This window comes from Paenibacillus durus (assembly GCF_000756615.1).
GTDB lineage: Bacteria > Bacillota > Bacilli > Paenibacillales > Paenibacillaceae > Paenibacillus_AQ > Paenibacillus_AQ durus.
In genome coordinates this window covers 3,696,757-3,719,713 of record NZ_CP009288.1, presented here as the reverse complement: position 1 = coordinate 3,719,713, position 22,957 = coordinate 3,696,757, and the positions used below count along the sequence as shown (strand labels likewise).

At 51.8% G+C, this 22,957-nt stretch carries 16 protein-coding genes and 1 pseudogene; all 17 read left to right on the top strand.

Annotated elements, in window-relative coordinates:
* The first annotated feature begins 146 nt into the window (after positions 1-146).
* The 17 genes and pseudogenes from PDUR_RS15750 to pnp all read left to right on the top strand — a co-directional run bounded on the left by PDUR_RS15750 (position 147) and on the right by pnp (position 22,731).
* Complete coding sequence (locus PDUR_RS15750) at positions 147-4,472, top strand: PolC-type DNA polymerase III (protein ID WP_042207100.1); 4,326 nt, start codon at positions 147-149, stop codon at positions 4,470-4,472.
* Positions 4,473-4,523: 51 nt separating this feature from the next.
* Positions 4,524-6,362 (top strand): sensor histidine kinase, encoded by a 1,839-nt coding sequence (locus tag PDUR_RS15745; RefSeq protein ID WP_169744916.1) that lies wholly within the window; start codon positions 4,524-4,526, stop codon positions 6,360-6,362.
* Positions 6,363-6,514: 152 nt separating this feature from the next.
* A complete protein-coding gene (locus PDUR_RS15740) occupies positions 6,515-7,810 on the top strand; it encodes an ABC transporter substrate-binding protein (protein WP_042207096.1) in 1,296 nt (431 codons plus the stop codon).
* Positions 7,811-7,899: 89 nt separating this feature from the next.
* The gene (locus tag PDUR_RS15735; RefSeq protein WP_218918408.1) at positions 7,900-8,817 is read left to right on the top strand and encodes a carbohydrate ABC transporter permease; all 918 of its coding nucleotides are present in this window, start codon (positions 7,900-7,902) and stop codon (positions 8,815-8,817) included.
* 17 nt (positions 8,818-8,834) lie between these two features.
* Positions 8,835-9,665, top strand: a complete 831-nt coding sequence (locus PDUR_RS15730) for a carbohydrate ABC transporter permease (RefSeq protein ID WP_042207095.1) — start codon at positions 8,835-8,837, stop codon at positions 9,663-9,665.
* A gap of 110 nt (positions 9,666-9,775) precedes the next feature.
* A complete protein-coding gene (locus tag PDUR_RS15725; RefSeq protein ID WP_042207094.1) occupies positions 9,776-11,392 on the top strand; it encodes a response regulator transcription factor in 1,617 nt (538 codons plus the stop codon).
* 161 nt (positions 11,393-11,553) lie between these two features.
* Positions 11,554-12,015 carry a ribosome maturation factor RimP gene (gene rimP, locus PDUR_RS15720; RefSeq protein ID WP_042207093.1) on the top strand — a complete coding sequence of 154 codons (462 nt, stop codon included), beginning with the start codon at positions 11,554-11,556 and terminating at the stop codon, positions 12,013-12,015.
* 26 nt (positions 12,016-12,041) lie between these two features.
* On the top strand, positions 12,042-13,139 hold the full coding sequence (gene nusA / locus PDUR_RS15715) for a transcription termination factor NusA (protein WP_042207092.1): 1,098 nt from the start codon (positions 12,042-12,044) through the stop codon (positions 13,137-13,139).
* 23 nt (positions 13,140-13,162) lie between these two features.
* The gene (gene rnpM, locus PDUR_RS15710) at positions 13,163-13,471 is read left to right on the top strand and encodes an RNase P modulator RnpM (protein WP_025691720.1); all 309 of its coding nucleotides are present in this window, start codon (positions 13,163-13,165) and stop codon (positions 13,469-13,471) included.
* A pseudogene (locus PDUR_RS15705) lies at positions 13,464-13,785 on the top strand (YlxQ family RNA-binding protein); the annotation flags it as partial. The gene rnpM and the pseudogene PDUR_RS15705, both read left to right, overlap by 8 nt.
* The gene (infB, locus tag PDUR_RS15700; RefSeq protein WP_042207090.1) at positions 13,780-16,461 is read left to right on the top strand and encodes a translation initiation factor IF-2; all 2,682 of its coding nucleotides are present in this window, start codon (positions 13,780-13,782) and stop codon (positions 16,459-16,461) included. The pseudogene PDUR_RS15705 and the gene infB, both read left to right, overlap by 6 nt.
* 20 nt (positions 16,462-16,481) lie before the next feature.
* Entirely contained in the window at positions 16,482-16,841 is a 360-nt protein-coding gene (gene rbfA, locus PDUR_RS15695) for a 30S ribosome-binding factor RbfA (protein ID WP_025335322.1), read from the top strand.
* Positions 16,842-16,857: 16 nt separating this feature from the next.
* Positions 16,858-17,835 carry a DHH family phosphoesterase gene (locus PDUR_RS15690; RefSeq protein WP_042207089.1) on the top strand — a complete coding sequence of 326 codons (978 nt, stop codon included), beginning with the start codon at positions 16,858-16,860 and terminating at the stop codon, positions 17,833-17,835.
* Positions 17,832-18,746, top strand: a complete 915-nt coding sequence (gene truB / locus PDUR_RS15685) for a tRNA pseudouridine(55) synthase TruB (protein WP_042207088.1) — start codon at positions 17,832-17,834, stop codon at positions 18,744-18,746. Before PDUR_RS15690 ends, truB begins: the two co-directional genes overlap by 4 nt.
* A gap of 98 nt (positions 18,747-18,844) precedes the next feature.
* Positions 18,845-19,789: a bifunctional riboflavin kinase/FAD synthetase gene (locus PDUR_RS15680; protein ID WP_042207087.1), complete on the top strand. Its 945-nt coding sequence runs from the start codon at positions 18,845-18,847 to the stop codon at positions 19,787-19,789.
* A 178-nt stretch (positions 19,790-19,967) separates the two neighbouring features.
* Positions 19,968-20,237, top strand: coding sequence for a 30S ribosomal protein S15 (gene rpsO / locus PDUR_RS15675; protein WP_025690244.1), 270 nt, complete (start codon positions 19,968-19,970; stop codon positions 20,235-20,237).
* Between the two features lie 397 nt (positions 20,238-20,634).
* On the top strand, positions 20,635-22,731 hold the full coding sequence (gene pnp, locus PDUR_RS15670; protein ID WP_042207086.1) for a polyribonucleotide nucleotidyltransferase: 2,097 nt from the start codon (positions 20,635-20,637) through the stop codon (positions 22,729-22,731).
* Positions 22,732-22,957: the final 226 nt, after the last annotated feature.

Below are 22,957 nucleotides of genomic sequence, written 5' to 3'. Positions count from 1 at the left end.
GAAGCTTTATTAAATTGCAAGAACTTATATGCTGGCCGTATATCATCTTTAGTCTTATTCTTGTTTTGCAAAATTATACAGTTGAAATTTTTTAAGAGTGACAGCAAAGACCTCGCTTTATCGGGGAATGTAAAGGTGGGGGAAGCATGGAATACAGCGATGAGAGAAGAAAGCGGTTCGAGCTGCTGATGAAACAGGGAGATATCCCACCGGCACTTATAGATCCTTATTTTCTGGATGGTTATATCGACAGGGTGGAGATCAGCCGAGGCAACCGGGATTGGCGCGTCGTTGTAGTGAAGCAGACTCTCGTTCCGGCACAGGCATATCGGACGTTTTGCTTGAGAGTGCGGGAGCGGATGCAGCATATCGCGAAAGTCGGGTTCTTGTTCAAGTACGAGGAGCAGGTGAGCCGGGCTGACATTTTCCACGAATATTGGGGACTGTTCCTCGAATGGGTTCACCGTGAGATTCCCTCCGTCAATGGCTGGTTAACTCGTTCGGGACAGGAGCTTCAGGGAGACACGCTGCTGCTGAACATGAGCGATCAGATGTCATTGGAGCTGGCGCGGAAAAAAGGCATCGACGGAGCGATTGTCCGTTTTTACGATACGTACTTTGGACTATCCCTGCGTGTAAAAGTGCAGCTTGCGGAAAAAGGAAACGGCGCGGAGGAATTCGAGGAATTCCAGCAAAAGCTCCAGCAGGAGCAGCGGGAAATTATTGAGCAGATGATGACGGCCATCGAGACTGAAGTATCCTCAGAAAATGAAGACGGCGAAGAGGTCGTTCCGCTTCAGGTCGGTTACGATATCAAAGACCAACCCGTGCCAATTATGGAAATTCAGGACGAGGAGAAAAAAATCACCATTCAGGGAACGATTTTCGGACTCGACCGCAAGGAGCTGCGCAACGGAAGCACGCTGTTCACGTTCAGCTTGACCGACTTTACGGATTCCCTGCAAATGAAGATGTTCGCCAAAACAAAAGACGACCTGAAAGTGATGAGCCAGCTCGCAAACGGGAAATGGGTAAAAGCGCGTGGACGGGTGGAGTACGACCGTTTCATGCAAACTCCGGAACTGGTGATGATTCCGTCGGACCTGTCCGAGGTGTCTGCTCCGCCGGCCCGCAAGGACAATGCGCCGCAGAAGCGGGTGGAGTTTCATCTTCACAGCGCAATGAGCACAATGGATGCGGTAGCCCCAATCGACGCCTATATCAAAACCGCGGCCAAATGGGGGCATCCGGCAATTGCCGTCACCGACCATGGCGGGGTCCAGTGCTACCCAGAAGCCGGCAAAGCGGCAAAGAAGAACGGCATCAAAATGCTGTACGGCGTAGAAGCGAATGTAGTCAATGATGCGGTAAATGTGGTCGAGAATCCGCAGCCGCTAGAGCTTAAAACCGCTACCTATGTCGTCTTCGATATCGAGACCACCGGGCTGTCCATTACGCGGAACAATATCACTGAGCTTGCCGCCGTCAAAATGCAGGGCGGGCAGGAAATCGACCGCTACACAACCTTTGTCAATCCGCATGAGAAAATCCCTTATCATATCCAGCAGCTTACGAATATCACGGACGATATGGTTAAGGATGCGCCGGATTTGGAGCCGGTGCTGCATGATTTCGTGAAGTTTGCCCAGGACAGCGTGCTTGTGGCGCATAACGCCCGGTTCGATATGGGGTTTATCCAGGCATCGCTTGCCAAGTTTGGGCTCCCGCCTTTGCCCAATCCTTCACTTGATACGCTGGAATTGGCGCGACTGCTGCATCCGAATATGAAAAATCACCGGCTCAACACGTTGGCCGACAAATATAAAGTTTTGCTGGAAAGCCATCACCGCGCGGTAGACGATACGGTGGCGCTAGGTGGAGTTCTGAACGGACTTTTGGCAGACGCCGAGAAGCTGAAAGGGCTGACGATGCTGGACCGTCTGAACGACGAGGTCGGTAAGGATCTGTCCAACACACGTCCGTTTCACTGCTGTATTTACGCACTGAATATGACCGGAAAGAAGAACCTGTACAAGCTGGTATCCTTATCTCACACCGATTATTTCAAGCGCGTGCCTTGCATTCCAAAGTCGAAGCTGGAGGAAATGCGCGACGGCCTGCTGGTTATTTCCGGATGCGAGCGGGGCGAGTTCTTCGAGGCCGTCTTGAACAAAACGGTAGAGGAAGCGATGGAAGTCGCCGCCTTCTATGACGTGCTGGAAATCCAGCCGCTGACGATGTATATGCATTTGGTGGATAAAGGCTTTGTGGCAAGCCCCGAAGAGCTGCGCGGCGTCGTGCGGCGAATCTGCGAAATCGGGGAGAAGCTGAACAAACCGGTCATCGCTACCGGAAATGTGCACTATTTGGAGCCGCGCGATAAGCTGTTCCGCGACATTACAATTCACGGTATTACCGGATTCAGTCCGCTGAAGGATCAGCGCAAGCCGGATGCCCATTTCCGGACGACGGAAGAAATGCTGCAGGAATTTGATTTCCTGGGCGAGGATAAGGCGCTTGAGGTCGTCGTGACCAATACGGTGGAACTGGCGGAGCGCTTCGAAGCGATTGAGCTGTTCCCCGACAAGCTGTTTACGCCGATTATTGATGGGGCGGATGAGGAAATCCGCGAAACCTGCTACCGGACTGCAAGATCCATTTATGGTGAGGAACTGCCCGAGGTGGTTGTCGCCCGCCTGGAAAAAGAGCTGGAGCCGATCATCAAGTACGGCTTCTCCGCCAACTATCTCATATCTGAGCGGCTGGTTAAAAAATCGAACCAGGACGGGTACCTCGTCGGCTCCCGGGGTTCGGTCGGCTCTTCCGTCGTTGCAACCTTCCTCGGCATTTCCGAGGTCAATCCGCTCCCGGCGCATTACATCTGCCTCAATCCGGAATGCCGCCACAGCGAGTGGTTCCTCGACGGCAGTGTGCCGAGCGGCTTCGACCTGCCGGATAAGGCATGTCCGAACTGCGGCGGGAAGCTGAAAGGTGAGGGGCAGGATATACCGTTCGAGACATTCCTCGGCTTCAAGGGCGATAAGGTGCCTGATATCGATCTTAACTTTTCCGGTGAGTACCAGCCGCATGCGCATAATTATACGAAGGTGCTGTTCGGACCGAAAAGCGTCTTCCGGGCGGGTACGATCGGTACCGTGGCCGAGAAGACCGCGTTCGGTTTCGCCAAGAAGTACGAGGAGGATCATCATAAGCGCTGGCGCGGCGCCGAGCTCAGCCGTCTGGCTGCGGGCTGTACGGGCGTCAAACGGAATACGGGCCAGCATCCCGGCGGCATCGTCGTCGTGCCGGATTACATCGAGGTTGAAGACATTACACCGATTCAATATCCGGCCGACGACGTGAATTCGGAATGGAAGACGACACATTTCGACTATCACGCCTTCGACGCCAACCTGCTCAAGCTCGATATTCTGGGCCATGACGATCCAACGATGATGCGGATGCTGCAGGATTTGACCGGCGTCGATCCGACTTCGATTCCAATGAACGACCCGAAGGTCATGAGCATGTTCAACTCGACGGATGCACTTGGCGTGACGCCGGAGCAGATTCGAACGCCTGTCGCCACCTACGGGGTGCCGGAGATGGGCACAAAGTTTGTCCGTCAAATGCTCGTTGAATCGAAGCCGTCGAGCTTTGCCGATCTTTTGCAGATTTCAGGCTTGTCCCACGGAACGGGAGTTTGGCTTGGCAACGCGCAGGAGCTCATCAAGAACAACACCTGTAACATCAAGACGGTTATCGGCTGCCGTGACGACATTATGCTCTATCTGATTTACAAAGCGGGCATGGACGCTGGGCTGGCGTTCAAGATCACGGAAAGCGTGCGGAAAGGCAAAGGATTGACACCTGAATGGATTGAGGAAATGAAGAAATGCAAGGTGCCGATGTGGTATATCGATTCCTGCCTCAAAATCCAGTACATGTTCCCGAAAGCCCACGCCGCAGCCTATGTCATCTCCGCCGTGCGGACCGCGTATTTTAAGCTGAATTACCCGATACACTATTATGCGACATACTTCTCGGTTCGCGCCGAAGATTTCGACATTGAGCTGTGCTGCCAAGGCTATGACGCTATTCATAGGCAGATTGTCGAGATTGAGGCGAAGGGCTTCCAAGCTCTGCCAAAAGAAAAAGCAATGCTGCCGATCCTCGAAATGGCGCTCGAAATGACGGCCCGCGGCTTTACGTTCAAGAGCATCGATCTGTACCGCTCGGACGCCACCAAGTTCACGGTTGACGGAGACAGCCTCATCCCTCCATTCTCTGCGCTGGCCGGTATCGGCGATAATGCAGCGAAGAATATCGCCGCGGCTAAAGATGCCGGAGAGTTTCTATCGATTGAGGATTTTCAGCAGAAATCCAAGGCGAGTAAGACGATCGTCGAGCTGCTCACCGGTATGGGCTGCTTCCGTGGATTACCGGAGAGCAACCAGCTATCCTTGTTCTGAGTCTTGACAGTCCCGCTGCTTAAAGGCGATATGAATTCGGAGGTCGGTCTTGTGCGGAGAGTCAAAACATTTCTGTTTCAAATGAGCCTGCGGACCAAGCTGACGCTCTCCTTTATCGCTGTGACCGTCTTATCTCTATCGGTTATGGCTGTGGGATATACCGTCAAAAGCTCCGATGTGATTCTGAAGAATGCCAGTGAAACGTCACTGGGACTTGTGCGGATGGGCAATCAATCGCTGGACAGCAGCCTGGTCAGGGTGGAGCAGAGCGCCATCAACATGCATCTGGATGAGGATCTGTTTCAATTTTTCAATACGGAAAACTTGCGGCTAAGGGACATCACCAATGACTCGGACCGTAAAATTACGCGGATATTGCAAAAATACTTTCCAAGCTCGGAGGATATGTTCTCGGTTAATCTGGTAACAAGGGAGTACACCTTTGGAGAAACACCTTCCTTTTGGATTCCCAAGAAGGATTACTCCCTCTCCAACATTTATAAGATAGGAACCGAATCGCGCAGCAGCATAACCTGGATTCCCACCTATAATCTGCTGGAGCAGTTTTACTCGACCGCTCCTTCGGAGAAAGACCAATATGTCTTTACGGCGACACGGTTAATGAATTTTGCGATTGTCCGGAACAACATCCTGATCCAAATGAAGAAGAGTGTGGAGCGGCCGATTTTGGTTGTGAACTTTCAGGAATTCATGTTTCAGCATGCCCTCGAGGAAAGTTTGAACGTTGAAGGCTCTTATTACCATATGTTCACCCGGGAAGGGGCTGTTCTATCCAGTTCGGAGTTGGCTGGTGATCCAGCCAAAATAAGCCGGAAATGGATAGCGAACGCTATAAGCAAGAAGAGCGGCACGGAATACATTACGCTCGGCGGGCAGAAACTGGTCGTCTGCTTCGATACGATGAAGACGACAGGCTGGCTGTCGGCGGTGTTTATTCCGTATAAAAATTTGAAGCGGACACTCCCCGACATGTTCGAGTACACCCTGTACTCCATGGTGATCATTACCCTGATATCGGTGGCGGTCGCGGCGCTGCTGTCCGGCCGCATCATCATGCCGCTTATCAAGCTGCTGCGCGGCATCAACCGAAGCGGAGACGGTCACTTTAATACCTATATCGAATCGGCGGGCACCAAGGAGCTTAACATTATCATTCACAAATTCAACCAGATGAATGAAAGCATCTACACGCTGATTGAAGAAAACTACACAGCAAAGATGAAAGAGCTGGAGGCGGAGCTTAAAGCTCTTAATTTCCAGTTCAATCCACACTTTTTATATAATACACTGAATATTATCAACTATTTGGCGATTGAAAATAAACAGTCCCTGATCAGCAAAATGCTGGTTGAGCTGTCGGAAATGCTGGAGTATACGGCCCATAGCCCGGGGAAGGTTATTTTCTCCGAGGATCTGAACTATCTGAAAAATTACGTGTTTATTATGAGCCGCCGTTTTGAGGACAAATTCGCGGTGACTTATGAGATTGATCCGGAACTGGAAAGCCACTGGGTGCCCAAGTTTTTTTTACAGCCGTTTATTGAGAACGCCCTGGTTCACGCACTTGAGGATAAGGAGCAGGGGGGACTTATTCATGTGACGGGGCAGATTGACGATACCGGCAGAATATTCACCGTGACTGACAACGGTAAAGGGATGTCCCCCGAGATGATAGCCCGTGTGCTGGAAATTCATGAGGATTCTGGCGCCGCAGTTTCCATTGGAATCCAGAATGTGAACCATCGGATCAAGCTGCTGTATGGTCCAGCTTTTGGTGTGGACATCCGCTCGCAATTGAATATGGGGACGACTGTCATTTTACGGCTTCCCCTGGATATGGCAGAGTCCGGCTTAAGGCACTTGGAGTAGTGTCCCAAGCCGGATTTTGTTTGTTTTCATCACAACAAAAATACTTTCAGTAGAAAAGTCCACCATTCTCCTTTTTTTAGAGTAGGAGGAGAACGCATTTCCTTTTATGATGAAAGCGTAATCAAAAACTTCATTTGATAGGACGGTGTCATATGAAAAAGGGGATTCTACTATCACTCTTGGCCGTGTCACTGCTCGCGGGATGCTCCGGCGGCGGGACCCAAAACGCCAATTCAAGCAGTGGCGGACAGGGAGAAGGATCGGCGGTTGAGCTCACCTTCTGGCGTCCGCAGGCCAGCGAAGTTGAGGACAATGTGTATGTAAAGCGGATTGAAGAGTTTAATCAGGCCAATAAAGGGAAGATCCATGTCAAGATGGAGGTCATTACCCGGGGCAACTCTTTTGCTTACGAAGACAAAATCAATGCCGCCGTCGCTTCCCATACTCTTCCGGATGTTCTGGCAATGGACGGACCTAACATCGCCAACTATGCGGCCTCGGAGATTATTATCCCGCTTGATGAGTATTTCTCCAAGGAAGATCTGGACGATTTCGTCCCTTCGATCCTTCAGCAAGGCTCGTACCAGGGCAAATTTTACGCGCCGGGCTTGAACGAGTCCTCCGTCGTCCTTTTCTATAACAAAAAAATTATGGCTGAACACGGAATAACGCCTCCGGACAAAATCGAAAATGCCTGGACCTGGGACGACTGGTACGACGTGATGAAGAAGACGTCCAAGGACGGCGTGTTCGGCACGAACATGATCAACGACAAAGGGGAATGGATGACCTACGCCTTCGAGCAGTTATGGATTTCCGGCGGAACGGATATTGTCAATAAGGAAGGGACAACCGCCGAAGGATTTGTCAACAGCCCGCAGGGTGTTGAGGCGGCCAATTTCCTGCAAAAGCTGGCTAATGAGAAGCTGTTCAATATTGATCCGAAGCCGACGGAGTTTGAGGAAGGGAAAGCGGCTACCAAGCTCGGCGGTCCCTGGAACATTCCGGGCTTCAAAAACTATCCGGACCTGGAGTGGGGCATCACTTATTTCCCCAAAAAAGCGGGAGGCATTCAAACGGCTCCTTCGGGCAGTTGGGCCGTAGGGGTATCGGCCGACACGAAGCATCCGAAAGAAGCGGCGGAGGTCATTAAATGGATTACGAATAAAGATAGCTCGACCCAATTAGCAAGGGCGATCAGCATGCCCGCCAGCCGCAAATCGGCGTTTGAGAGCTTGACGGAATATAATGAACTTCCGCTTCGCATTATCAAGGAGCAGGTTACTGGCGTGTCGCATGCGAGACCGGTTACTCCGGCGTATCCGGTGCTGACGCAGAAATTTGCCGAGGCCTTGACGGATATTATGGTCGGCGCGGATGTCAAAAAGTCCCTGGACAACGTGGCGTCCACTTATGATGAAGAGTACAAGCGCAATTTTGCCGAATAGCTGGGGGTAAGACTCACCCGCGGCAAAGGTGCTGCGGAGTGCCTTTGCCTAAGCTTTTTTTTCAGCTTCGAAGAAAGGAAGAATGGATAATGCAAACGGCAATGAATGCGCATAAGCGCGAGCATATATCAACTTTTAGCCGGCAGAGAAGACGGGAAACGCTGGTTGGCTATTCATTTGTCACGCCGGCGGTTCTCCTGCTGATCTTTTTTCTGGTGCTGCCTTTTCTGCTTGCCGTGGTCTTCGGATTTACGAAATTCAATCTACTGCGTCCGGATAAAATTCATTTTACCGGGTTTGACAATTACAAGCTGCTCTTTACCGACGGCCTGTTCTATAAATCGCTCTGGAACACTTTATATTTCACGATAATTGTCGTGCCGGTTCAATCGGGCGTAGCCTTGATGCTGGCTCTGCTCGTCAACAACAGCCTCAAGCTGCGGAATGTGTTCCGGATTGCCTACTTCAGTCCGGTTGTCACCTCCATGACTGTTATCGCAATTCTTTGGATTTCTCTCTATAACCCGAATGAAGGATTGATTAACTCGGCGCTTCATTTCTTCGGCATTTCGAACCAGCCTTTTCTGCGCAGCTCCTCCCAGGCGATGAATTCGATTATCTTTATGTCGGTTTGGCAGGCGGCCGGCTACCAAATGATGATTTTTCTGGCCGGTCTTCAGGGAATCTCGAAGGATTTATATGAAGCCTCCTCAATTGACGGGGCGAACAAGCTTCAGCAGCTTCGCTACATTACCATACCGAGCCTCTACAATGTAACGGTCTTTGTGCTGACGATTACGACGATTCAGGCTGTGAAGCTGTTCGTTCAGCCTTACATCATGACGAATGGCGGTCCGGAGAACTCGACCCGAACGCTGGCTCTGCTGATTTACCAGCAAGGCTTCCAGTTCCGAAATGCGGGATACGCTTCCGCCATTTCCGTTATCTTCTTCCTGATTGTCGTCTTGATCTCATTTTCGATGAAAAAATTTCTCAGAGATAAATAACGGAGGGGAGATCAGGCATGAGAAATACCCGGACGAAGCTGCTGTTGTACGTTCTTAATTTTATAATGTCACTGCTGTTCATTATCCCGCTGTTATGGATGATTGTTTCCTCGCTCAAGCCGGAGAACCAAATTTTTGCCGATCTGAGCTCGCTGAAATCATTGCTGCCTCTTCATATCACCTTGGACAATTACAGGTCGGCGTTTGAGCGCATCCCAATGTTGAAATATCTGTTCAACAGCATTTTTTACGTGTCCGTCATTTGCATCAGCGGCCTTGGGGTAAATTCGATTTGCGGATATGCGCTGGCCAAGCTGCGGTTCAGGGGCAGTGAGTTCATTCTTGTGAGTATAATCGCCTTGATGATCGTTCCGTTTGAGAGCATCCTGATGCCGCTGTACCTGGTAGTTAACGCTTTGCATTGGGTCAATACCTGGTTTGCCTTGATCGTTCCGTTTATCGCGAACTGTTTTAGCATTTTTATGTTCCGCCAGTTTTTTATGGACATTCCGAATGAAATATTGGAGTCCGCTTCTATCGACGGATCGGGTCCGCTGAAGACCTTTGCATCCATCGTTGTTCCGCTCTCGGGACCGGTTTTTGCAACCGTGTTCATCCTGGATTTCATAAGTCATTGGGGAGATTTCATGTGGCCGATTCTGGTGACAACAGGGGAATCACTGCGTAATATTCAGCTTGGCATCCAGACTTTCTTCACGCTGCCCCCGATCTTTTACGGGCAAATTATGGCGACGCTGACCTTCACGACCGTCCCGATCATTGTACTGTTCCTGCTGCTGCAAAAATATTATGTACAAGGAATTACCAGCGCAGGAATCAAAGGTTGACCGGACTCGGGCTTAAGAGGAAGAGCAGCAGAGGAGGGGAAGCCGTGCTACAATAGTAAGGTATAATTCCCGAAGCCAAACTAAATTCAATACAGTAGGTGAACGCGGCCATGAACAGAATTATGGTTGTCGATGATGAAGCGATTCAGAGAAGGGTGCTTGGCAAAATGATCCGGGAATACCTGCCTGGATGTGAGGTTGTCGAGGCCGGCAACGGAAAGACCGCGCTGGATATTGTCCAAATGGCTTCATTTGATGTCGTAATTACAGATATTAAAATGCCAATCATGGACGGATTCGATTTCATTGAGCATATGAATAAGCTTTCCTCCGCTACCCGAATCATCATCTTAAGCAGCTACCGTTATTTTGAATATGCCCAGCGGGCCCTCCGGTTAGGCGCTTTCGATTATGTGCTCAAGCCAGTGAAGGAGGAGACCATTGGTGTTCTGCTCGACAAGGTTCGGGAAAGTATAGAAAAAGAAAAAAGGATTTCGCCCGAAGAGATCAGCAGGGAGCAATTTCACATCAGCATGAATGCGTACTATGGGCATTTGCTGGGAGAATGGATACAGAACGGGGTTTCCGCAGCGAAATTCCAGGAGCTTCAGCAGCAGTATTCGCTGGAGCCCTGCGGGGCGGTCATTGTAACGCGCATTGAGGACAATACTCCCGGCGAGCTGTACCCTGAAGGTCTGGATGATATTCGGGGGGGAATGCCCGGGATGCTCGCGAACCTGCTGAGTTCCTCGGACCGGGTCGTGTCCTTTTTTGCTTCGAATCGCAACCTGACCATGATCTCGGTAATTACGGCGAAGCATCCTGACGAAGTAATCACCCCTATATTGCTCTCGGATCTGGAAGAATATGGACACCGACTTTCCGCAAGATATCAGCTGTCGTTTGCCGTAGGCGTAGGCAATGTGCGCGCCGATTTCTTCCGCGAAGCCGCCGGCTCCTATAAAGAAGCGGTTGACGCAGCCGATTTTCGCTACTTTTTGGGCGGGGACCGTGTCGTTTCGTATGCTGCAATTTCCGGCCGGATTGCACCATTGCATTACGACTTCCATAAAGATGAGGAATTGTTCAAAGAATATATCAGAACGGACAAGGCCGATTTATTGCTCAAGCATACGGATGACTTGTTCCGCCAGTTTCTGGAGAATGGGCTGCCTTACCGGGAGCAGTGGCTTAAATCGATCGTTCAGCTTGTGCTGCATATCGCTCCGGCGGTCAAGGGATTTTTCAGTGAAGAGGCTTACCAGTGCGCCCTGCAGAAGGCGGAAAGCAGTCTGACAGCTTGCATCAGCTTTAAGGATTGTAGGGAGCAGTTTGTCGAAATCCTGAAAGGGTTCATGATGATTATGCAAACCAGCCGCAGAAAGAAACATGCCGAAGTCATTGAAAAATGCGTCAATTATATTGAAGAGCATTATACCATGGACATCTCTCTTGAGCATGCAGCCAATCTGCTGTATTTCAGCCCCAACTACTTAAGCATGATTTTCAAAAACTATCTTGGAGTTTCCTTTACGAAATATTTGTCGGATATCCGGCTGGAAAAGGCGGTTCAACTGCTGAGAGCCGGCGACATGAAGGTATATGAAATTGCTGGAAAAGTTGGATTCAAGGATGAAAAATATTTTTACCGCGTGTTTAAAGCGAAATATGGCCTTACTCCTGATGAATACCGTAAAAAGAATGCTTTGCCATTGTCACCGTCCTGAGAGGTTATAAGGCAGTCAAGGGCCGACACTTGTCAGTATTGCCATGCTATGGTATAATTTTTTTGGTAATAATGAGATAAGTCCGTTGTGTAAAGAGTGGGGAAACCCACTCTTTATCTTTGGTATACAGCAAAAGACAAGTTCGTGGAGGTTAGTTTCATTTGAGCACACCCAAAATTAAAGGTACGGTTGAAGAAATGCTGAAGCCTTACCTTGACGACAATGGATTCGAACTGGTGGACGTAGAATATGTAAAGGAAGGCTCCAACTTCTTTCTGCGCGTATTCGTGGACAAGGAAGGCGGAATCGACATCGATGATTGCGGAAGCATCAGCGAATTCTTAAGCGCCAAGCTGGACGAGAACGATCCTATTCCCGGCGCTTATTTCCTGGAGGTATCTTCTCCCGGGGCGGAGCGGCCGCTTAAAAAAGCCGGCGATGTGGAAAAGGCGGTCGGTAAGGACGTATTTGTGACGACCTACGAGCCAATCGACGGACTGAAGGAATTCGAAGGCCGGCTGCTTTCATTCGAGAGCGGGGAAATGCTCATCTCTGCGGGCAAAAAACAGCATGTTGTTCCGTATGCCAAAGTTGCCAGCGCGAGACTGGCCATTATTTTTTAGCTTTTGAAAGGGGGACCGGATTTTTCATGAGTATGGATTTTATTGAAGCTATGAATGAACTGGAGAGAGAGAAAGGCATCAGCAAGGACGTGCTGTTCGAGGCCATCGAGGCTGCGCTGATCTCCAGCTATAAACGAAATTTCAACGCCGCGCAAAATGTTCGGGTCGATATGAACCGCAACACAGGCGTAATAAAAGTATATGCCCGCAAGCTGATCGTGGAAGAAGTGCTTGATCCGCGCACCGAAATTTCGCTGCCTGCGGCCCGGGAACTCAATCCGCATTTTCAGCTTGAGGATGTCGCAGAGCAGGAGGTAACGCCTCGGGATTTCGGCCGTATCGCCGCCCAGACGGCTAAGCAGGTCGTTACTCAGCGCATCCGTGAAGCGGAGCGGGGACTGATATACAACGCTTTTATCGACAAGGAAGAGGATATCGTCACCGGGATCGTGCAGCGCCAGGATCTGCGCAACGTATACATCGACCTTGGCAAAATCGAAGCGGTGCTGCCGCTGAACGAATTGATGCCCGGTGAGAAATTCAAGCATGGCGAGCGTATCAAGGCTTACATTACCAAAGTCGAGAATACGACCAAGGGACCGCAAATTTTGCTCTCCCGAAGTCATCCCGGCCTGTTAAAGCGCCTGTTCGAGCTTGAAGTTCCCGAAATCTTCGACGGCGTTGTCGAGATTCGCTCCGTAGCCCGTGAAGCGGGCTTCCGTTCCAAAATCGCGGTATTTTCGCGCAATCCGGAAGTCGATCCCGTCGGCTCCTGCGTAGGCCCGAGAGGGATGCGCGTGCAGACAATCGTCACTGAACTGCGAGGCGAGAAAATCGACATCGTGCGCTATTCCGAATTGGTGGAAGAATATGTAGCCAATGCGCTCAGTCCTTCCAAGGTGCTTGAGGTTCAAGTGTTTGAGGCGGAAAAAATGGCGCGCGTTATCGTTCCGGACTATCAACTGTCTCTGGCCATCGGAATCAAAGGGCAAAACGCCCGTTTGGCGGCCAAGCTGACGGGATGGAAAATCGATATCAAGAGCGAAAGCCAGGCGGAGCAGGAATTCGGCAGACCTAAAACGTCCAGCGACGAAATGCATCAGGATTCCGTCTCCATAGATTAATAACGAGGGGCGGGTGGCTTACGATGAAACAGAAAAAAGTGCCGCTGCGCAAATGCGTCGCCAGTCAGGAAATGATGCCGAAGAAAGAACTCATCCGTATCGTGAGAACGCCAAGTGGCGAAGTCATGATCGATCTTACCGGGAAGAAATCGGGCCGGGGAGCGTATATTTGCGGCAAGCTCGAATGCTTCAAGCTGGCTCAAAAGACCAAGGCGCTGGACCGTGCGCTCAAGGTTCCGGTTAGCCCGGAAATATACGAACAGCTCGCCAGGGATTTCGTGTCCGTGGAGGAGCAGTTCCTTGCGGCTAAGGAAGCTGCGGAAGATGAGTAAGGCGCTCTCTAATTTAGGGCTCGCCATGCGCGCGGGGAAAATTGTCACCGGCGAAGAGATTGTGCTGAAAGCGGTCCGTTCGGCGCAGGCGAAGCTGGTTCTCTTGGCGGGAGACGCTTCGGATAATACGCAGAAGAAATTCCGCGACAAATGCGGAACATACAATATTCCGCTGGTGATCGGATTCAGCCGCGACATCTTAGGTGCTTCTATCGGCAAGGACAGTCGCGTCGTGTTGGCTGTCACGGACAAGGGATTCGCGGAAATGATCTCCAAGCAGCTCGGAGATAAAGTCGGAGGTGGAATCATTGACTAAACAAGACAGCAAAGACAAACTGCGGGTTTACGAGTACGCCAAATCGCTTAACATGAGCAGCAAAGAGATTATCACCATTTTGAAACGTCTGAACGTTCCGGTGAACAACCACATGAGCGTTATGGAAAATGACGCCGTGTCAAAGGTGGAACAGTTCTTTAAGGATATTAAGTCGAATGCTGCAGCCAAACGGGAGAGCGGAGGAGCCAGCCGCTCCGCTTCTTCAGCAACGGCTACAGTCGAAGCAAAAAGTGTTGACAAAAATCAAATAGAAAAGCAGGTAGGTATGAACAAACCACACAATAACTCATCGACAATGTCGTCAAGACCCCAAAGCGGGCAGGATTCCCGCAGAAACCAGACCGGCTCCGGACCGCGCCCGCAAGGGCAAGGCGGAGCATCTCGCCAAGGAGGACGCCCGCAGGGCCAAGGCGGCGCTCCCCGTCAAGGCGAATCCCGTCCGCAGGGCCAAGGCGGCGCTTCCCGTCCGCAGGGCCAAGGCGGCGCATCCCGTCCGCAGGGCCAAGGCGGCGCATCCCGTCCGCAAGGCCAAGGCGGCGCACCCCGTCCGCAGGGCCAAGGCGGCGCACCCCGTCCGCAAGGGCAAGGCGGCGCACCCCGTCAAGGTGATTCCCGTCCGCAAGGCCAAGGCGGTGGAGGCCAGCGTCAGGGCGGATTTGGCGGCGGCAACCGTCCGCAGGGCCAAGGCGGCGCTTCTCGTCAAGGCGATAGCCGTCCGCAAGGCCAAGGCGGCGATTTCTCCCGCGGCGGAGACCGCAATTCCAAAAACCGGCCAGGAAGCAACCAGAAGCGGTTCGATGACGGTAGAGGCGGTAATTACCGGAATAACGGACGCGGCGGCAAAAATCAGCGCGGCGGCAGAAACCAGCAGCCGATGGAGCGCCGGGAGAAAATCGACAATACGCCGAAGAAAATTATCGTACGCGGCAATATGACAGTCGGCGAAACGGCAAAGCTGCTGCATAAGGACGCTTCAGAAGTCATCAAGAAGCTGATTCTGATGGGCGTTATGGCAACGATCAACCAGGAACTGGATATCGAGACAATTCAACTGCTTGCCGGTGAATTCGGCGTTGAAGTCGAAGTGAAGATACCGGTAGAGGAAGACCGTTTCGAAACCGTGGAAGAGAACGACGCTCCCGAAGATCTGCAGGCACGTCCTCCGGTCGTGACTATCATGGGTCACGTCGACCACGGCAAAACTACTCTGCTCGACGCCATTCGTTCCACGAATGTAACCGGCGGCGAAGCCGGCGGAATTACGCAGCATATCGGCGCTTATCAGGTCGAAATCAACCATAAGAAAATTACGTTCCTTGATACCCCGGGCCACGAAGCGTTCACTGCGATGCGCGCCCGCGGAGCACAGGTTACCGATATTACGATTATCGTCGTAGCGGCTGACGACGGCGTTATGCCGCAGACCGTTGAAGCAATCAACCACGCTAAAGCTGCGGGACTGCCGATCATCGTGGCTGTCAACAAAATTGACAAGCCGGGCGCGGATCCGGACAGAGTGAAGCAGGAGCTTACTAATTACGAGCTTGTTCCCGAAGAGTGGGGCGGCGATACCATTTTCGTTAATGTGTCGGCTAAACAGCGCATCGGTCTTGAGGATCTGCTTGAGATGATTCTGCTCGTTGCCGAAGTCAATGAATATAAGGCGAACCCGGATAAACGGGCTCGCGGTACCGTAATCGAAGCCGAATTGGATAAGAGCCGCGGTCCGGTAGCTCGCATTCTCGTTCAGAACGGAACGCTGAAAGTGGGCGACGCCTTCGTAGCGGGCAACTGCTTCGGACGTGTACGGGTAATGGTGAGCGACAAGGGACGCCGTCTGAAGGAAGCTGGACCTTCCACGCCGATTGAAATTACCGGTCTGACGGAAGTTCCGCAGGCGGGCGATCCGTTCATGGTGTTCGAAGACGAACGGAAAGCGCGCCACATTGCCGATATACGGGCGACTACTCAGCGTCAATCGGAGCTCAATACGAACAGCCGCGTTACACTGGACGATCTGTTCAAGCATATTAAAGACGGCGAGATCAAAGACCTCAACGTCATTATCAAAGCGGATGTTCAAGGTTCGGTCGAAGCTCTTAAAGGTTCCCTGGCCAAGATCGAAGTGGAAGGCGTGCGCGTTAAGATTATCCACAGCGGAGCGGGTGCAATTACGGAATCCGATATTACGCTGGCTGCTGCTTCCAACGCTATTGTCATCGGCTTTAACGTTCGTCCGGATGCCCAGACGAAGGCTGCCGCTGAGCAGGAGAAGGTCGATGTGCGTCTGCACAATATTATCTACAATGTAATTGAGGAAATCGAGCAGGCGATGAAGGGTATGCTTGATCCGATATTCAAGGAGAGCGTTATCGGTCATGCCGAAGTGCGCAGCGTCTTCAAAATCAGCAAAGTGGGCGCTGTTGCCGGCTGTATGGTTACCGACGGCAAAATCACGCGCAATGCGGAGACACGCCTGATCCGTAGCGGCATCGTCGTATTTGAAGGCAAGATCGACTCTCTGAAACGCTTTAAGGATGATGCCAAAGAAGTAGCGCAGGGTTATGAATGCGGCATTACTTTGGAACGCTATACCGATCTCCAAGAAGGCGACATCATCGAAGCGTTTATCATGGAAACCGTGGAGCGCTAACTTAAAGAGGTGAATGAATCATGTCCAAAATCAGAGCCGGACGCGTCGGCGAACAAATCAAGAAAGAACTCAGCCGTCTGATTCAAGGCGAGCTTAAAGACCCCCGGGTCGGATTTGTTACCGTTACTGGCGTCGATGTTACCAATGATCTTTCTCAGGCCAAGGTGTACCTTAGCGTATTCGGAGACGATGAGCAGAAGAACGCCTCGCTCAAGGCGATTGAGAAAGCGAACGGCTTTCTGCGTTCCGAGCTTGGCAAGGCGATCCGCCTTCGGCATACGCCGGAACTGATCTTCAAGTTCGACGAATCCGTCGCCTACGGCAGCCGGATCGAGAAGCTGCTTGGCGAAATCGGCAAGCAGGACGAGAGCCAGGAATAACCAAAGGAGACGGCGAATGCAGAGCTATGAACAAAGTCTCCGGCAGACACATCAGTTTCTGCTGGACCATGACGATTATCTTGTAGTGTCGCATATTCAGCCGGACGGAGATGCAGTCAGCTCTACCCTAGCGGTGGGCTGGCTTCTCTCATGTCTGGGCAAGAAATACACTATGCTGAACGAAGGGCCGATCCCGACCCGAATGAAATACCTGTGGAAGGCAGAGCAAATTGCCGATATGTCGGTAAATCCTCCGGAACGCACGTTCAGCAATGTCATTTGCGTCGACTGCGCCGACTTTCAGCGTGTCGGGCAGACACAGCGCTATTTTGAACCCAATGCTTCGATTGTGAACATCGATCATCATCCGACTAATAACGGCTACGGCACGATTCAACTCATCAGGCCGGACGCTGCGGCTACGGCCGAGATATTATTTGATCTGCTGAAAGAATTTAACATAACATGGGATGCCGATATTGCGACAGCTATTTATACCGGCCTTTTAACCGATACGGGCGGTTTCCGTTATTCCAATACTTCTCCCAAAGTAATGGAAGCTTCCTCTGAGCTGCTATCTTTTGGAGTAAATGGACCGGAACTTGCGGAAACGCTGCTGGAGGAAATGACTCTCCCTCAAGTGAAAGTTCTTAGCAAGGCGCTGAACAGACTGCAATTATCACCTAAGGGCGACATTGCTTGGGTATATGTTACGCCTCAGGATATGATTGACTGCGGAGCGGCCAACGAGGATTTGGAGGGGATCGTCAATTATCCCCGCAATATCCAGGGCGTTGAGGTCGGCATGCTGTTCAAGGTCATTAACGACCAATCGGTTAAGGTCAGCTTGCGTTCCGCCGGCAAAGTGGATGTAGCTGCTCTGGCACAAGTTTTTGGCGGCGGAGGGCATACCCGTGCAGCCGGCGCCCGGGTTGACATGCCGCTGGAACAAGCGATTTCACTTGTGCTTAAGGAGGTCAACCGGCTGTTATGAGTGAGCTTGAAGGCGTTCTGGCTGTGTACAAGCCGGCCGGCTTTACCTCGCATGACGTTGTAGCCAAGACGCGGCGTATACTCGGGATGAAAAGAATTGGGCACGCCGGCACGCTGGACCCTCAGGTTACCGGCGTTCTGCCGCTTTGCCTCGGACGGGCCACGCGCGTCGTGGAGTACATTCAAGAGCTTCCTAAGGAATATATCGCCACACTGCGGCTTGGCATGTCCAGCGACACGGAAGACCTGACCGGCACCGTGACGGAAACGGCGGATGACATAAGGGTAACTGAAGATGAGGTAAGACGTACGCTGGATTCGTTCCGGGGAATTATTTCTCAGACGCCTCCCATGTATTCTGCCGTTAAGGTGGGCGGCAAACGTCTTTATGAGCTGGCCCGTGAGGGCAAGACTGTGGAGCGCAAAAGCCGTGAGGTTGAAATTTACGAGATCGAGATGTTGGAGATGGTCTGGAACGGGAGATTCCCGGACATCACCTTCCGCGTCTTGTGTTCCAAAGGCACGTATATCCGCACGCTCTGCGTCGATATCGGCCAGGCGCTGTCGCTGCCTGGTGTGATGGTTAAGCTGGAGCGCACGATGTCGGCGGGAATCCGGGCTGATCGCTGCCTTACACTTGAGGAAATCGGTGAGCGCATGGCGAATGGAAGTCTTCAGGAGTTTCTTATCCCTGCCGATGAGGCGATTCATCATCTGCCGGCCCATAAGGTGGCGGACGAGAAGAAAGCAGCCGCCCTACAGGGCCAGCGGCTGGCCGCCCGGTTTGTGGCGCCTGAAGTTCTAGTGGACGGCCCCATTCGTCTTTACGATCTTCAAGGCAGTTTTCTTGGCATTTACAAACGCGAGGAGACCGGTTCGATCGCTCCTGTGAAAGTATTTGCTCAAGGTTGACGGCCGGGCGCCGTATTGCCGGCGGCAATAATTCCAGTATAGTATTTTTAAATCTAAGAGTATAAGCTTAATTAAGTGAAGTGCAGGTGAGAAACAGCGTGAGAACCGTAACGTTAACCTATCCGCTGCCGCCCCATGCGGCAGCGGAGTGGGCACAGCCTCAGATTGCCGCCCTGGGGCAATTCGATGGCCTGCACCGCGGGCATGCCAGTGTAATCTCCTCCGCCGTAGCCTTGGCTCGCACAGAAGGAGTGCCTGCGGCTGTCATAACATTCTACCCTCATCCAAAAGATGTTATGGGTAAAGGCGATTATGATGGATATTTGACGCCGCCCCGGGACAAGCAGGAGCTGCTCGCAGAAATGGGCGTTGATATTCTCTACGTCATCGAATTCAATGAACAGCTCTCCCAGGTGAGTCCAGAGGACTTTGTGTCCGTCATGCTGCTGCCTCTGCGAATCACTACGGCGATTGTCGGTTTCGACTTCCGCTTTGGTTACATGGGTGAAGGCGATGCTGCAATGCTGCGGCGGCTTGGCGGCGGCTCCATGAAGGTGGAGACCGTGCCGCCTTTTTTACTGGATGGCGTAAAGGTAAGCAGTTCCGGTATCCGCAAAGGCCTTCAGATCGGCGATATGGAGCTGGCTAACTCCTGGTTCGGCCGCTGCTACCATCTGCGGGGAACGGTCTCGCATGGCGAAAAACGCGGGCGCACCATTGGATTTCCGACCGCGAATCTGGAGCTTGAAGACCGGTATGTCATTCCCGCGAAAGGCGTCTACGCCGTTCGGGCCATTCATAATGGAAAGACCCTGCCGGGAGTCATGAATGTCGGCGTGAAGCCGACCTTTCACGAAGGAGTTACCAGGCCGAGTTTTGAGGTCCATTTGCTGGATTTTGCCGGAGATTTGTATGGACAGGAAATGAGGGTAGACCTCGTCGCCTTCATCCGGCCGGAGCGCAGATTCGATTCGGTCGAATCGCTTATTTCGCAAATTCGCGAGGATGCGAAGACAGCTGAGAGAATACTGCTTGAATCGTGATTTATCGCCCTAATTTTTCTGCCGGTGACTTTCCATAAGTGACGTTTACTTTTGCCTTGTATAGTGCTATACTGATTAACGTTGCTAGATTTCTGGCATCCATAACCTTGGCTTGGTCATTCGAGTGTCACCGACGGTGACGAGGCCAATGGCGATTATATTGAAGGAGGTGAACAGGATGGCATTGACTCAAGAACGCAAGCATCAACTGATCGACGAGCACAAAACTCATGAATCCGATACGGGATCTCCAGAGGTGCAAATTGCTATCCTCACGGAGAATATCGTTAATCTGACCGACCACTTGCGTACGCACAAGAAGGATCATCATTCCCGCCGCGGATTGCTGAAGATGGTAGGTCAACGCCGTAAACTGCTCGCGTATTTGAAGAACAAAGACGTGCAGCGTTACAGCGCACTGATCGAGAAACTGGGATTGCGTCGTTAATAACCCATATGTTTACCCTTAAAGCAGCCTGGTTGTTTACCGTATGTGCTTCCGAGAAGCGTCAGCGGGACAGCTGGGTTGCTTTTTGAAAATTTGGGAAAAATTTGGCAACTGGCAGGATAATATGAATGTCAAAAACGGCTCCTTTTTCAAGAAGAAGCGGCTTCGCCGTCCTGTTAGGGACGGTACCGTTTCTCGTAGAAATATAAGACAAAATGATAAGCGCTCAGCTTATACATTCTTATATTTCAAAAAAAGGCCAAGCCGTTTTTGCTTGTATTGCATAGAGAACGTGCGTAAGCCTTATTATAGGGATACGGCGTTTTAATTTTGACAAAATTCAGATGAACCTGCCCACGAAGTTGAGCGGGTCTGCTGTCATCCAAGGAGGGACTTTATGGAAAAACGTGTTGAAATGCAGCTCGGGGGCAGAACCCTGGTGCTGGAAACGGGACGGCTTGCCAAGCAGGCAAACGCCGCTGTTATGGTCCGTTACGGTGATACGTCGGTGCTGTGTACGGTAACGGCTTCAAGCGAACCGAAGGACTTGGATTTTTTTCCGCTGACAGTAAACTATGAAGAGCGCTTGTACGCGGTCGGCAAAATTCCGGGAGGCTTCATCAAGCGGGAAGGCAGACCGAGCGAAAAAGCGATTCTGTCCAGCCGCCTGACGGACCGTCCGATTCGTCCGCTGTTCCCCGAAGGCTTCCGTAACGACGTACAGGTGCTGAATCTGGTAATGAGCGTCGATCAGGACTGCTCGCCGGAAATCGCGGCAATGATCGGAACGTCGGCGTCGCTGAGCATTTCCGATGTGCCGTTCAGCGGCCCAATCGGCGGTGTAGTGGTGGGACGCATTGACGGGCAATTTATCGTCAACCCGACAATCGCCCAGCAGGAAGTAAGCGACATTTATCTGGTGGTGGCCGGAACAAAAGACGCCATTATGATGGTGGAAGCGGAAGCGAATGAAGTGCCGGAAGAAATCATGCTCGAAGCGATCATGTTCGGACATGAAGAAATCCGCGGCATCGTAGCGAAGATCGAAGAGCTGGTGCAGATTGCCGGCAAGGAAAAAATGACCGTGAAACTGCACGCCGTAAACGCCGAAGTGAACGCTGAGGTTCGCGCATACGCCCAGGAGCGGCTGGTTGAGGCGGTTAAGATTGCCGAGAAGCATGCCCGTCAAGATGCGATCGACGCGGTCAACAACGAGACGGTGGAATATTTCACGGAGAAGTATATCGAAACGCCTGAGCTGATTGGCGATGTGAAGGAAGTGCTGCATGATATCGTTAAGGAAGAAGTCAGACGTTTAATCACCCATGACAAAGTTCGTCCGGACGGCCGGAAGCTAAGCGAGATTCGTCCGATCGAGTGCGATACGTCGCTGCTGCCGCGCACGCATGGTTCGGGACTGTTCACCCGCGGCCAGACGCAAGCGCTCAGCGTGTGTACCCTCGGTGCCCTCGGCGATGTGCAAATTCTCGACGGTATCGATTTAACCGAAACGAAACGCTTCATGCATCATTATAACTTCCCGCCGTTCAGCGTAGGGGAAGCCCGTCCGCTGAGAGCGCCGGGACGCCGTGAAATCGGTCATGGAGCACTCGGTGAACGCGCCTTGTCCAAGGTTATTCCGAACGAAACCGAATTCCCGTACACCATCCGCCTCGTATCCGAGGTGCTGGAATCCAACGGATCGACTTCCCAGGCGAGTATTTGCGCAAGCACACTGGCGATGATGGATGCGGGCGTACCGATCAAAGCACCGGTTGCGGGCGTAGCGATGGGTCTGATCAAGGACGGCGAGCATGTCTCCATCTTGACCGATATCCAAGGTATGGAAGATCATCTCGGAGATATGGACTTCAAAGTGGCAGGTACGGCGGAAGGCGTAACCGCGATTCAGATGGACATCAAGATCGACGGGATCGACCGCAAAATTCTGCAAGAAGCTCTTGAACAGGCCAAAGAAGGCCGGATGTTTATTCTTAGCAAAATGATGGAAGCTATCTCCAAACCAAGAGAGAGCCTTTCCCAATACGCGCCTAAAATTATCATCCTGCAGATTAATCCGGACAAAATCCGCGATGTTATCGGCGCAGGCGGCAAAATCATCAACAAAATCATCGAAGAAACCGGCGTAAAAATCGACATCGAGCAGGACGGCCGCGTGTTCATCGCATCCTCGAATGAAGAGATGAACCAAAAAGCGCGTTCCATCATCGAAGGCATTGTGCGTGAGGTTGAAGTCGGCGAAATTTATGTCGGCACCGTCAAGCGGATCGAGAAATTCGGCGCTTTTGTAGAAATACTGCCGGGTAAAGACGGTCTGGTGCATATTTCCCAGCTGTCCACGGAGCGTGTAGGCAAGGTGGAAGACGTGGTTGCCATCGGCGATACCATCACTGTAAAAGTGACTGAAATCGACCAGCAGGGCCGCGTGAATCTGTCGCGCAAGGCAGTGCTGACCGCAGAAGCCAAGGCTTAATTGCCACGGTTTTAATCAAAGAAGCGCAGCGATGACTCTCATTTAGATTGAATGGACGAAAAGAGGCAGAAGCTTACATTCTGGCTCTTTTTTGAGTTGCAGCTCAAATTAGTGAAGATCTTGTCCTTACAGAAGTCTCTTACGTGACCCTACCGCGTTCTGCCGCGTGCTCAGTTCTTCTTAAGCCGCTTGAAGGCATATTGCCCCTTCTTGTCTCATAGGCTGG